This is a genomic window from Streptomyces sp. NBC_01445, assembly GCF_035918235.1.
In the GTDB taxonomy this organism is placed as follows: Bacteria; Actinomycetota; Actinomycetes; order Streptomycetales; family Streptomycetaceae; genus Streptomyces.
In genome coordinates, this window is sequence record NZ_CP109485.1 from 7,248,062 (window position 1) to 7,260,796 (window position 12,735).

General features: G+C 72.0%; 10 protein-coding genes. 6 read left to right on the forward strand and 4 right to left on the reverse strand.

The window, feature by feature from the left end; translation table 11 throughout:
• The first annotated feature begins 69 nt into the window (after positions 1–69).
• Entirely contained in the window at positions 70–840 is a 771-nt protein-coding gene (locus OG574_RS32950) for a methyltransferase (RefSeq protein ID WP_100592209.1), read from the forward strand.
• Between the two features lie 274 nt (positions 841–1,114).
• Positions 1,115–1,525, forward strand: a complete 411-nt coding sequence (locus tag OG574_RS32955) for a DUF3040 domain-containing protein (protein ID WP_326776166.1) — start codon at positions 1,115–1,117, stop codon at positions 1,523–1,525.
• A gap of 149 nt (positions 1,526–1,674) precedes the next feature.
• Here the strand turns inward: OG574_RS32955 and OG574_RS32960 are convergent, their stop codons facing one another.
• The 4 genes from OG574_RS32960 to OG574_RS32975 form a co-directional block, all read right to left on the reverse strand.
• A complete protein-coding gene (locus OG574_RS32960) occupies positions 1,675–4,092 on the reverse strand; it encodes a transglutaminase TgpA family protein (RefSeq protein ID WP_326776167.1) in 2,418 nt (805 codons plus the stop codon).
• Between the two features lie 34 nt (positions 4,093–4,126).
• Positions 4,127–5,476 (reverse strand): DUF58 domain-containing protein, encoded by a 1,350-nt coding sequence (locus tag OG574_RS32965; RefSeq protein ID WP_100592212.1) that lies wholly within the window; start codon positions 5,474–5,476, stop codon positions 4,127–4,129.
• Positions 5,476–6,495, reverse strand: coding sequence for an AAA family ATPase (locus OG574_RS32970; protein WP_326776168.1), 1,020 nt, complete (start codon positions 6,493–6,495; stop codon positions 5,476–5,478). The genes OG574_RS32965 and OG574_RS32970 overlap by 1 nt, the downstream gene beginning before the upstream one ends.
• Positions 6,496–6,691: 196 nt before the next feature.
• Positions 6,692–7,240 carry a beta-class carbonic anhydrase gene (locus OG574_RS32975; RefSeq protein WP_100592214.1) on the reverse strand — a complete coding sequence of 183 codons (549 nt, stop codon included), beginning with the start codon at positions 7,238–7,240 and terminating at the stop codon, positions 6,692–6,694.
• A gap of 318 nt (positions 7,241–7,558) precedes the next feature.
• On the opposite strand from OG574_RS32975, the gene rsmH reads away from it, so the two are divergent.
• Genes rsmH through OG574_RS32995 form a run of 4 tightly spaced genes read left to right on the forward strand, consistent with a single transcriptional unit; the run spans position 7,559 to position 12,733 of the window.
• A complete protein-coding gene (rsmH, locus tag OG574_RS32980; protein WP_100592215.1) occupies positions 7,559–8,518 on the forward strand; it encodes a 16S rRNA (cytosine(1402)-N(4))-methyltransferase RsmH in 960 nt (319 codons plus the stop codon).
• A gap of 25 nt (positions 8,519–8,543) precedes the next feature.
• A complete protein-coding gene (locus tag OG574_RS32985) occupies positions 8,544–9,065 on the forward strand; it encodes a hypothetical protein (protein ID WP_326776169.1) in 522 nt (173 codons plus the stop codon).
• A gap of 4 nt (positions 9,066–9,069) precedes the next feature.
• A complete protein-coding gene (locus tag OG574_RS32990; RefSeq protein ID WP_326776170.1) occupies positions 9,070–11,037 on the forward strand; it encodes a peptidoglycan D,D-transpeptidase FtsI family protein in 1,968 nt (655 codons plus the stop codon).
• A gap of 31 nt (positions 11,038–11,068) precedes the next feature.
• Entirely contained in the window at positions 11,069–12,733 is a 1,665-nt protein-coding gene (locus tag OG574_RS32995; protein ID WP_326776171.1) for a UDP-N-acetylmuramoyl-L-alanyl-D-glutamate--2,6-diaminopimelate ligase, read from the forward strand.
• Positions 12,734–12,735: the final 2 nt, after the last annotated feature.

The following is a 12,735-nucleotide window of genomic DNA, read 5'->3' on the forward strand; positions in this document are numbered from 1 at the left end:
GCCGGTGGGGGAGGAATCCCCATCGCTCCGCAGCCCAAGAGCCGGAGCCGCGCCGAGGAGTCACCTGTCGTGTCGGACCCGATGCGCCCCCGCGCTTCTCTCCGTACCGCCGTGGTCTGGGACGTTCTCAAGGACGCCCTCGACCGACGCGTCAAGGCCACGGGGCGCGAGTCGCTCGACGTGCTCGACACCGGAGGCGGCAGCGGCAACTTCGCGGTGCCGGTGGCCGGCCTCGGTCACCGCGTCACCGTCGTCGACCCCAGCCCGAACGCGCTCTTCGCACTCGAGCGCCGCGCGGCCGAGGCCGGCGTGGCCGACCGCGTGCGCGGGGTGCAGGGCGACGTCTCCGGTCTCTTCGACGTCGTCGAGCGCGACGGATACGACGTGGTCCTGTGCCACGGCGTCCTGGAGTACGTCGACGACCCGGCCGAGGGCGTACGCAACGCGGTGGGCGCCCTCCGCTCCTCCGGCGTCCTCAGCCTGCTCGCCGCGGGACTCGGCGGTGCCGTGCTCGCCCGGGCACTCGCCGGGCACTTCAAGGAGGCCAGGCAGGCCCTCGGCGACCCGGCGGGCCGCTGGGGTGACGGCGACCCCGTGCCGCGCCGCTTCAGCGCCGAGCAGCTCACCCAGCTCGTCGGATCCGCGGGCGTCGAGGTCGGCGCGGTGCACGGCGTTCGGGTCTTCGCCGACCTCGTACCGGGCGTCCTCGTGGACACCGAACCGGGAGCCCTCCAGGAGCTCCTCAAGCTGGAGGCCGCCGCCGCCGAGGTGCCCGCCTTCCACTCCGTCGCCACGCAACTGCACGTCCTCGGCGAGAAGCAGGGGACCCCTGAGGCCTGACTGCCCCCGGTGACGCGCCGCTGATCAGCGGCGCAGCGGCGGATGGAGTACGCCACAGGCCCCCCGCTTCGGCGCCGGGCGCCGTATGATCGAGGGAACTGGTCCGGCATGACGGGACGGCCGCCGGGGCATTAACGCCTCAGCGAGCCGGAGCGGAGTGGTGGTCCTGGTTGGCGAAGTTGGCGTAGAGGGGCGGGTTTCACGGGGGCGATTCCCTGCCTATCCTGAAGGGGACCCCCGGTCGCCCCGGCGACTGCACGATGAGGAGGACTCCGTGCCGCTCTCGGAGCACGAGCAGCGAATGCTCGAGCAGATGGAGCGAGCGCTGTACGCCGAAGATCCCAAGTTCGCGACAGCGCTTGAGGGAAGCGGGCTGCGTACGTACACCCGACGTCGGGTCTACCAGGCAGTCGCCGGCTTCCTGGTGGGTATCGCGCTCCTCATGGCCGGAATGGTCGCACAGCAGATCTGGATCAGCGTGGTGGGGTTCCTCGTCATGCTGGGCTGCGCGGTCCTTGCCGTGACCGGATGGCGCAAAGCGCCCAAGCCCGGTGAACAGCCGGCTGCCGGAGCAGCGCCAGGAGCGCCGCCAACCGCGCGGCGTCAGGGCAAGCAGCGCCGCTCGATGATGAACCGGATCGAGCAGCGCTGGCAGCGGCGCCGAGACGAACAGGGCGGCCACTGAGCCCCCGCCGGACGAAGTCCTCACGGGAACACTAGTCCTCACAGGAACAGACGTAGCTGAGGGGTGACCACTCACGGGTGGTCACCCCTCAGGCGTATGCGCGCGCCGGCGCCGCAGCGTGGCCGCTTGCGCCCGAGCGGCCGCCCCCTTCAGCTCTCCTGGCCGGAAGGTCGCCGCGGACGCCGCAGGAGCGTCGACTTCAGTGCCGTCCAGCGGGAGCCCAGCGCCGCCCAGCGCCGCGAAAGACTCCACGCCACTCGAACGGTTGAGCGCGGTGCGAGCGTCGCCCGCAGCCGGGCCGAGCGGCTCGACTTGACGTGCAGGCCCTGCGCAAGGCGGCGCACGTCGTCCCCGAGGCCCGCCGTCGGCTGCGGCCTCGGTGCGTAGAGGACCTGCTCCACCGCGGCCGCCACCCGATGCACGGAGTCCGCCGCCACCTGGTCGAGCTGTCCGACGCGGACGATCCGCGCGGCCGCCTTCCGCGGCGTCTGCGACTCGTCCGGTGCGATGCCGTGGTCCCACGCCGTATCGGTCACTTCCAGCCACGCCGCGAGGGCGCGTGCCGCCGCGTCCCCGTCCGTACGGCCGGGGACGCCGAGCCGCATCGCCCGTACCCGCTGCCGCCACAGCATCGGGAGCAGCGGCACGAGCACCACCAGCAGTACGCCGAGCGCGATGAGGGCGATCGTGCCGAAGGGCGGGCCGTCGCCGCCGGACGAGCCGATCACCGCGGGCGCGGCGTTCGAGCAGCCGCCCAGCTTCCGCTCGGCCGCCGGGCAGTTGTCCGACGCGGAGGGCTGCCCCGCCGACGGCTCCGACGAAGCGGCCTCGCTGGGCGCCGCCGGGTTGCTCGGGCTGCCCGCCGGGGTGTCGTCACGCGTGTACTCGGGCGCCGTGCCGCGGTTCGGCGTCGGCTCGAAGCGGGTCCAGCCCACGCCCTCGAAGTACAGCTCGGGCCACGCGTGCGCGTCCCGCAGGCCAACCGACATCCGGCCGTCCGCCTGCGGAGAGCCCGGCGTGAAGCCCACCGCCACCCGCGCCGGAATCCCCAGAGTCCTGGCCATCGCGGCCATCGAGAAGGAGAAGTGGACGCAGAAGCCCTCCTTGTCCTTCAGGAAACGGGCGATGGCCGAGGATCCGCTGCCCGCCCGGACCTCCGTGTTGTACGTGAAGCCGCCGCTCACGGCGAAGTAGTTCTGGAGCTTCACGGCACGCTGGTAGTCGTTCGCCGCGCCCTCGGTGACGCGCAGCGCCGTCTTCTCGACGATCGCCGGCAGCGAGGACGGCACCTTGGTGAACTCCCGGCGCAGCTCGCTCGGCGCCGCGGGAGCGTTCGCCAGCTGCTCGGCGGTCGGCTGCACGATCAGGCTCTCGACGCCGTACTTCTTGCCGCGCGTGGTCTGGTTGTGATCGCCGACGAGGGTCCGGCCCACCGGCTCGTACCGCCAGCGTCCCGAGATGTCGACCTTCGTCGCCGGGTAGGGGAGCGGCAGCCAGTCCTGGGCGTACCAGCCGGCCGCCGCGATGTTCGTGCGGATCTCCGTCCTGCGGACGTCCGCGCCGAGGCCGCGCGGGCTCGGGAACGGCGAGGGCACGTCGATGATGCTGCGCTTGGCGGGCCGCCAGGTCGTCCCGTCGAACTCGTCGAGGGAGACGATCCGCAGATACAGGTCCTGGGTGTTCTTCGAGTTCGTGCGGTACGACATCACCTCCCGGTCCTCGGGCTGGTTCAGGCTGTTCTGAAGGGAGACCAGGGGGTTCACGGCGGAGATGGTGCCGCCGCCCCCGGAGCCCACACCCGTCCCCGTACCCGACGGGCCGAGCAGGCCGCCGTCGAGCGCGGGCAGCGCGAGCGGCACCACCAGGGCGATGCCGAGCGCGAGCGCGCCGATGCGGCGGCCCGTACGAATCGGGGCCACGGCGTCGGCCGTGCTCTCCACCGCGCCGCCCGCGCGGCCCGGTGAACGGGCCGTACCGCCGAAGACGCGCCCCCACTGCGAGAGCCGGTCCCGGCCCTCGGCGAGGAGGAGCAGCAGATAGCCGCCGGCGGCGAGCAGGAACCACAGCCAGTCGATGGAGGCCTGGGAGAGGCCCGCGGCGACCGAGTAGAGGGCGAGCAGCGGCAGCCCGGCGGGCGCCGCGCTGCGGAACGTCACCGCGAGCGCGTCCACCGCGAGGCCGATCACCAGGACGCCGCCCACGAGCATCAGCCGGATCCCGTCGGACAGCGGCGCGGGGATCGCGAACCGCCCCACGTCGTCGCCGCCCGCCTGGAGCAGCTCCCCGAAGTGACGGAACGCCTCCGGCCCCGGCAACACCCCGCCGATGGCCTGGGCGTTCGCGAACAGCAGAGTCAGCAGCAGCAGCGTCACGAGCGCCTGCACGGCCACCGTGAGCGGCCGCGCGAGTGGCACGCGCCGGGTCAGTGCCCCCACCCCGGCCTGGACGACCAGCAGGAACGCGGCCTGGACGATCCAGATCGCGTCGTCGACGAGCGGCAGCAGGGCACACGCCGCCATGAACGTGGCCGCCGTCGCACACAGCGTCAGCCGAGCGCCTCCACTCATGACCGCGCCTTTCCCCCTGTGACATCACGCATGATCAAGAACCCCACCCCGCCACCGCCGGTCCGCTCTCCGCGCCCGTGGCCGCCCGGTGCCGGTCGGCGTCGCGCCACAGCTCGGTCAAGGACGTGCCGGGCGGGACCGCGAGGGCGGACCAGCCCGCCTCGCGCAGCATCCGCAGCCGCTCCTCGCAGCGCTCCGAAGGGGCGCCGCGCGTCCAGGCCCCGCTGTCCAGGACGAAGGCGACGGCGCCGCCGCTGCGCTGCCGCATCTTGGCGGCGACCGCCGTCTGTTCCTCGTCGAGATCGCCGAAGAAGGCCACCAGCAGCCCCTCGTTCCCCCCGCGCAGCATGTCGTAGGCGCGCGAGAGCCCCGAGCCGTCCGAGTGGTCGACGACGGCGAGCGTGTCCATCATCAGTCCGGCCGCGTCCGCCGACTCCTGGCTGGCGCCCGCGAACCCGTCGGACCCCTCGCCCGGCACCGAAGTGCCCGTATCGGTCAACAGGCGTACGGAGAAGCCCCGTTCGAGCATATGGAACAGCGTCGACGCCGTACCGGACACCGCCCACTCGAAGGCCGAGTCGGGGCCCGCGCCCTGGAAGGCGAGGCGCCGGGTGTCGAGGAGCACCGTGCAGCGGGCCCGCTGCGGCTGCTCCTCGCGGCGCACCATCAGCTCGCCGTATCGCGCGGTCGAGCGCCAGTGCACGCGGCGCAGGTCGTCTCCGTAGCGGTAACCGCGCGGGATCACGTCGTCCTCGCCGGCCAGGGCCAGCGAGCGGTTCCGCCCGTCGCCGTACCCCTTGGCCTCTCCGGTCAGCCGCACCGCGGGCAGCGACTCCACGCGCGGGATGACCGTGAGGGTGTCGTACGTGGAGAAGGAGCGGGACAGTTCGCACAGGCCGAACGGGTCCGTCAGGCGCAGCTGGAGCGGGCCGAGCGGATAGCGGCCCCGCAGGTCCGAGCGCACGCGGTACGACACCTCGCGGCGGCCGCCCGCCTCCACCCGGTCCAGGACGAAACGGGGACGCGGCCCGAGCACGTACGGCACCCGGTCCTGGAGCATCAGCAGGCCGGTGGGCAGCCGAGAGACGTTGTCCATCCGGAGATGGACGCGGGCCTCGCTGCCCGCGGGCACGCGCGCGGGGGACAGGCGTCGGCTGCTCGAGACGCGGTAGCGCGTGCGGTAGAGCACGAACGCGCAGACCAGCGGCAGCACGGCGAGCAGCAGCCCGACCCGGAGCAGATCGGCCTGCCCCAGGACGTACGCACAGATCGCCGCTGCGATTCCGGCGGCCAGGAACGAACGGCCCCTGGTGGTCAGCCCCGAGAGCGCGACCCGGAGGCCGCCCTTGTCGTCGTCACCCCCGAAGCCTCCCCCGTCGGCCATCACAGCCTCCGGGCGCCGGGCGGCTGCTGGCCGTACATCGGGGATCCGTGGCCCGAGGCGGCCGGGACCGCCGTGTGCTGGAGGATCTCCAGGACGACCTGTTCGGACGTGCGCCGGTTCAACTGGGCCTGGGCGGTGGGCAGCAGGCGGTGCGCGAGGACCTGCACGGCGAGCGCTTGCACGTCGTCCGGCAGTGCGTACTCACGCCCGCTCAGCGCCGCGGATGCCTTCGCCGCCCGCAGCAGATGAAGCGTGGCGCGCGGCGAGGCGCCGAGTCTGAGGTCGGGGTGGCTGCGCGTGGCAGCGACCAGGTCGACCGCGTACCGCCGCACCGAGTCGGCCACGTGGACCGAGCGGACGGCGTCGACGAGCTTCACGATGTCGTGCGCGTGCGCCACCGGCTGGAGGTCGTCCAGCGGGGAGGCCCCGCCGTGGATGTCGAGCATCTGCAGCTCGGCCTCCGGGCTCGGGTAGCCGATCGACACCCGGGCCATGAAACGGTCGCGCTGCGCCTCGGGCAGCGGGTACGTGCCCTCCATCTCGACCGGGTTCTGCGTGGCCACCACCATGAAGGGGCTGGGCAGCTCGTACGTCTGCCCGTCGATGGTGACCTGGCGCTCCTCCATGGACTCCAGGAGCGCCGACTGCGTCTTCGGGGACGCGCGGTTGATCTCGTCGCCGATCACGATCTGCGCGAAGATCGCGCCGGGCTTGAACTCGAAGTCCCTGCGCTGCTGGTCCCAGATGGACACACCGGTGATGTCCGACGGCAGCAGGTCGGGCGTGAACTGGATGCGACGCACCGAGCAGTCGATGGACTTGGCGAGCGCCTTCGCCAGCATGGTCTTGCCGACGCCCGGTACATCCTCGATGAGCAGGTGCCCCTCGGCCAGGAGCACCGTCAGCGAAAGCCGTACGACCTCCGGCTTGCCCTCGATCACACCCTCCACCGACCTGCGGACCCGCTCCACAGTGGTGGTCAGATCAGTGAGGCTCGCTCGATCGTCATAGGTCGTCACCCGGCCCTCCTCGGCCCGTACTGTCCGGGCCGACGCTCTTGGCTGCGGCCCGGCCCACCCCGAAACACGGACACCACGCGCGACGAGTTCCATCTCCTCGCACGGGGTGCCACTCCGCATTCTTGTTGCCGTTACCGGTTCGTGTCATCCGCCTGTGGATAACTGCCAGCGATATGTCGGGCCTTGCGGCCTTTTGTTACGCGGGATCGATCTCCCGGAGGAGACCCGTCTTCACATCGAAGACGAATCCGCGCACATTGTCGGTGTCCACCAGGAACGGGGACGTCCGCACGCGCTGCATCGACTGGCGCACGTCCTGGTCGACATCGCGGAATGCCTCCACGGCCCAGGCCGGGCGCTGGCCGACCTCCATCTCCAGCTCGTGGCGGAACTCCTCCGTAAGGCTCTCCAGGCCGCAGCCGGTGTGGTGGATGAGGACCACGCTGCGGGTACCGAGCGCCCGCTGGCTGATGGTGAGCGAGCGGATGACGTCATCGGTGACGACGCCGCCCGCGTTGCGGATGGTGTGGCAGTCACCGAGTTCGAGACCCAGGGCGTCGTGCAGGTCGAGCCGGGCGTCCATGCACGCCACGACGGCCACCTTCAGGACGGGCCGGGCGTCCATGCCGGGGTCGGTGAACGCCGCTGCGTAGCGCTGGTTCGCCTCGACGAGTCGGTCGGTCACGGTGCCGTCGACGGGTATGGCGCTTTCGGACTCGGCAGGGAGGGATGCGGAAGTCGTCATAGCTATGACGGTAATGGTCACTCCCGGGACAAGCCCGCTGTGAGAGGGGACAAAGAACGCCATCGCGGCTTGTTGTGAGGTAACCCACAGAGGTGGCACCGACTCGCCCGTACGGGTGATTTCTCCTGATCCATGGCATCGCGAAGAGGCGGCGCGCGACGCGCAGGCCGGTTGATTGACCGGGCGTCACCGTGGACTAAAGTGACGCGGAAACCCCAGGAAACACCGAAGATCCCGGCACTTCACCGGACTCTTCATCACGCGCGCGACGGGCACCCCGGCGGTGCGTGGGCGCCGCGCCGGAACTGAGAGGGCCCCTTGAGCCAGACCCGACATGTCCCGGTGATGCTCCAGCGCTGCCTGGACCTGTTGGCCCCGGCCCTCGCCGAGCCCGGCGCGGTCGTCGTCGACTGCACGCTCGGCCTCGGCGGACACAGCGAGGCCCTCCTCTCCACGTTCCCCTCCTGCCGCCTCGTCGGTCTCGACCGCGACAAGGAGGCCCTGCGCCTCTCCGGTGAGCGCCTCGCCCCGTTCGGTGACCGCGCCACCCTCGTACACGCCGTCTACGACGAGCTGCCCGAGGTCCTCGACCGGCTCGGCGTCCCGCGCGTGCAGGGCGTCCTCTTCGACCTGGGCGTCTCCTCCATGCAGCTCGACGAGGCCGACCGCGGCTTCGCCTACGCGCAGGACGCGCCGCTCGACATGCGCATGGACCAGACGACCGGAATGAGCGCCGCCGAGGTCCTCAACACGTACCCCCCGGGCGAGCTGGTGCGGATCCTGCGCGCGTACGGCGAGGAGAAGCAGGCCAAGCGGATCGTCTCGGCGGTCGTGCGCGAGCGCGAGAAGGAGCCGTTCAGCAACAGCGCCCGGCTCGTGGAACTGATCCGCGACGCGCTGCCGCAGGCCGCCAAGCGCACCGGCGGCAACCCCGCCAAGCGCACCTTCCAGGCCCTGCGCATCGAGGTGAACGGCGAGCTCAGCGTCCTGGAGCGGGCGATTCCGGCCGCCGTGCAGGCGCTCGCCGTCGGGGGACGTATCGCGGTCCTGTCGTACCACTCGCTCGAGGACCGGCTCGTGAAGCAGGTGTTCGCGGCCGGCGCCGCGAACACCGCGCCGCCCGGGCTCCCGGTCGTCCCCGAGCGCTACCAGCCGCGGCTCAAGCTGCTCACGCGCGGCGCCGAGCTCCCCACGGAGGAAGAGGTCGCCGAGAACCGCCGGGCGGCCCCGGCGCGGCTGCGGGGTGCGCAGCGCATCCGCGAGGAGGTCGCCGGGTGAGTTCCGGGCGCGCGAGGAGGGGTCGATGAGTCCCAGGGGCGAACTGCGGGGGAGGGCCGCGCGACTCGCGCGGCTGCTGCCCTCGGGGCCCGCGGGCGGCAGTCAGGCCGCCCGCACACCGTTCGTGCTCCTCGTCGTGCTCCTGCTCGGCGGCGGGCTGATCACGCTCCTGATGCTGAACTCGGCGCTCAACGAAGGGTCGTTCAGGCTGAACGACATCAAGAAGCAGACGACCGACCTCACCGAGGACGAGCAGGCGCTCCAGCGCGACGTCGACGCCTACGCAGCTCCCGACTCCCTGCAGCGCCGCGCCCGCGAGCTGGGCATGGTCCCCGGCGGCGACCCGGCCTTCCTCAACCCCGACGGCACCGTGCGCGGCGTCCCCGGCGCGGCGGCCCCCTCCGCGCTGTGGCTCCCCGCGCCGCCCCCGCCCGAGGTCGTGGGCAGGACTCCGAGCGCCTCGCCGACCCCGTCAGTGACCCCCAAGGCCACGCCGAACCCCACGTCCTCGCAGGTGAAACCCGCGCCCTCGACCTCCGGCAGGTGACGGAATGACCGACAGGGAGCCCCCGCGACGCCGGGTCCCAGCGCCCGCGAGGAACGGACGCCCGGCCCCCCGGCGCCCCAGCCCCGGCGTGCGGCGCCCGCGCCCGGCCCCCGTCAAGGCGCCCGTCGCCCTGCGCCTCGGCAGCCCGCGCCCCCGGCTGCGCATGGTCAGCCTCGGCCTCACCCTCGTCCTCATCGCCTTCGTCGTACGCCTGCTCCAGGTGCAGGCCGTCGACGCCAGCGCGTACGCGGCCAAGGCCGAACAGCACCGGTACGTCGAGCACGTCCTCGCGGCCGAGCGCGGCGGGATCACGGACCGCAGCGGCGTCGCGCTCGCCACCAGCGTGGACGCGTACGACATCACGGCCGACCCCACGATGTTCCGGCCGGCGGACACCGTGGCCGGCAAGAACACCCCGCCCCCGGTGGTGCCGGGGGACGCGCCCGAGCAGGCCGCGGCGCTCCTCGCCCCGATCCTCGGCATGGACGCCGATGTGGTCGCGAAGAAGCTGCGGACCCCCAGGACGCGCTACGTCCTGCTGGCCCGCCGCCAGACCCCCCAGGTCTGGAAGCAGATCAAGGACCTCAAGAGCACGCTCGCGGAGAAGGCGGACCGGGAGAAGTCGGCGAGCGTCATCGCCGGAGTCTTCGCCGACCCCAGCAGCAAGCGCGTGTACCCGAACGGCGATCTGGCCGCCGGGATACTGGGCTGGGTCAACGCCGACGGCAAGGGCGGCGGCGGTGTCGAGCAGCAGCTGAACAAGGATCTTTCGGGCAAGCCCGGCAAGATCAAGTACGCCCAGTCCGGCGGCCGCCAGGTGCCCACGGCCGGCAGCAACGAGCAGCCCGCCGTGCCCGGTTCGGAGGTCGAGCTCACCATCGACCGCGACATCCAGTGGGCCGCCCAGAAGGCCATCACCGACCAGGTGAAGAAGTCCGGCGCGGACCGCGGCTACGTGATGGTGCAGGACACCCGGACCGGTGAGGTCCTGGCGATGGCCAACGCGCCCGGCTTCGACCCCAACGACCTCTCGCAGGCCAACTCCACCTCCATGGGCAACGCCGCGCTCCAGGACGCCTACGAGCCCGGCTCCACCGCGAAGGTCATGTCGATGGCCGCCGTGCTCGAGGAGAACGCGGCCACCCCGGACACACATGTCACGGTGCCCAACCGGCTGCACCGCGGCGACCGGCTCTTCCAGGACGACATCGACCACCCCACCTGGCACCTCACGCTGAACGGCGTGCTCGCCAAGTCCAGCAACATCGGCACCATCCTGGCCACGGGCCAGCTCGGCAAGACCCAGCCCCAGGCCAACCAGGTGCTCTCGTCGTACCTGCGCAAGTTCGGCATCGGCCGCCCCACCGGGCTCGACTTCCCGGGCGAGACCCCGGGCATCCTGGCCCCCGCCGACAAGTGGTCGACCTCGCAGCAGTACACGATCCCTTTCGGCCAGGGTTTCTCCATCAACGCGATGCAGGCGGCCTCCGTCTACTCGACCATCGCCAACGGCGGCGTACGCGTGGAGCCCACCCTCGTACGCGGCACCAAGGGACCCGACGGCAGGTTCACCCCGGCCCCGAAGCCCAAGGAGAACCGGGTCGTCAGCGCGAAAACGGCCAAGAGGGTCGCGCAGATGCTCGAGTCCGTCGTGGACGACGAGGAGGGCACCGGCGCCAAGGCGCGCATCCCCGGCTACCGCGTCGCGGGAAAGACCGGCACCGCCAACCGAGTAGATCCGGCCACCGGCAGATACAAGGGCTACACCTCGTCCTTCGCCGGTTTCGCCCCCGCCGACCAGCCCCGCGTCACCGTCTACTGCGCGATCCAGAACGCCACCAAGGGCAGCTACTTCGGTGGCCAGATCTGCGGCCCCATCTACAAGCAGGTCATGGAGTTCGCCCTCAAGACGCTCCAGGTCCCGCCCACCGGCGCCGGGCCCGCCCGGCTGCCCGTCAGCTTCCAGCCCTGATCCGAGCCCCGAGAGTGACCAGGTACAGCCCGTGACAACGATCACCCCGGACCCCGGGAACCAGCCCGCGCCACGCCCCTCGCTTCGCTCCATGGGCGGTGCGCCCGGTACGCTCACCGCCGTGCCACAAGCTGATCAGTCCCAAACCACCCAGAAGGGCGCTCCCGTGACATATCCGGGACCGCCGCGACCGGTGCAGGTCACCGCGACGCGACTTGCCGATCTCGCAGATCAGCTGGGTGTCCCCGCGCCCGAAGAGCCCACGGCGTCGACGGGGAGCACCGGCATCACGCACGACTCGCGCGCCGTGCGCCCCGGCGACATCTACGCGGCCCTGCCCGGCGCCCGCTTCCACGGAGCCGACTTCGCCGCCCAGGCCGCGAGCCTCGGCGCCGTCGCCGCCCTCACCGACCCGTCCGGCGCCGAACGCGTCGAGGCGGCCGGTCTGCCGGCCCTCGTCGTGGAGAACCCGCGCGGCCGGATGGGCGAGCTGGCGGCCACGATCTACGGCCACCCCGGCCGCGATCTGCTCCAGATCGGGATCACCGGCACCTCCGGCAAGACCACGACGGCCTACCTCATCGAGGGCGGCCTGCGCACGATGCGCAGCACCGGACTCATCGGCACCGTCGAGATGCGCATCGGCGACGAGCGCATCAAGTCGGAGCGCACCACCCCCGAAGCCACCGATCTCCAGGCGCTGTTCGCGGTGATGCGCGAGCGCGGCGTGGACGCGGTCGCCATGGAGGTCTCCAGCCACGCCCTCGTGCTCGGCCGGGTCGACGGATGCGTCTTCGACGTGGCGGTCTTCAACAACCTCAGCCCGGAACACATGGAGTTCCACTCCGACATGGAGGACTACTTCCGGGCCAAGGCGCAGCTGTTCACGCGTGCACGCAGCAAACAGGGCGTCGTGAACTTCGACGACGAGTACGGCCGCCGCCTGGTCGGCGAGTCCGAAGTGCCCGTCGTGACCTTCTCCGCCGAGGGCCACCCGGACGCCGACTGGCGCGCCGAGGACGTCGAGGTCGGCCCGTTCGACTCCGCCTTCGTGGCCGTCGGCCCCAAGGGCGAGCGGATCACCGCCAAGTCCCCGCTCGCCGGGCCGTTCAACGTGGCCAACGCGCTCGCCGCGATCGTCGCGCTCGCCGCCGCGGGCATCGACCCGCAGCAGGCCGCGGACGGCGTCGCCGCCGTGCCGGGCGTCCCCGGCCGCCTGGAGCGCGTCGACGCCGGCCAGCCCTACCTCGCGGTCGTCGACTACGCGCACAAGACCGACGCCGTCGAGTCCGTGCTGCGCGCGCTGCGCAAGGTCACCGAGAACAGGCTGCACATCGTGCTCGGCTGTGGCGGCGACCGTGACATCACCAAGCGGATGCCGATGGGCGCCGCCGCCGCCCGGCTCGCCGACACCGCCGTACTGACATCGGACAACCCCCGCTCCGAGGACCCCCTCGCGATCCTCGCCACGATGCTCGCCGGCGCCGCCGAGGTGCCGGCCCACGAGCGCGGCGAGGTCCAGGTCTTCGAGGACAGGGCGGCGGCCATCGCCGCCGTGGTCGCCCGCGCACAGCCGGGCGACACCGTCCTGATCGCGGGCAAGGGCCACGAGCAGGGCCAGGACATCGCCGGGGTGGTGCGTCCCTTCGACGACCGCCTGGTGCTTCGCGAAGCTATCCAGCAAACCCAGGGATGAAG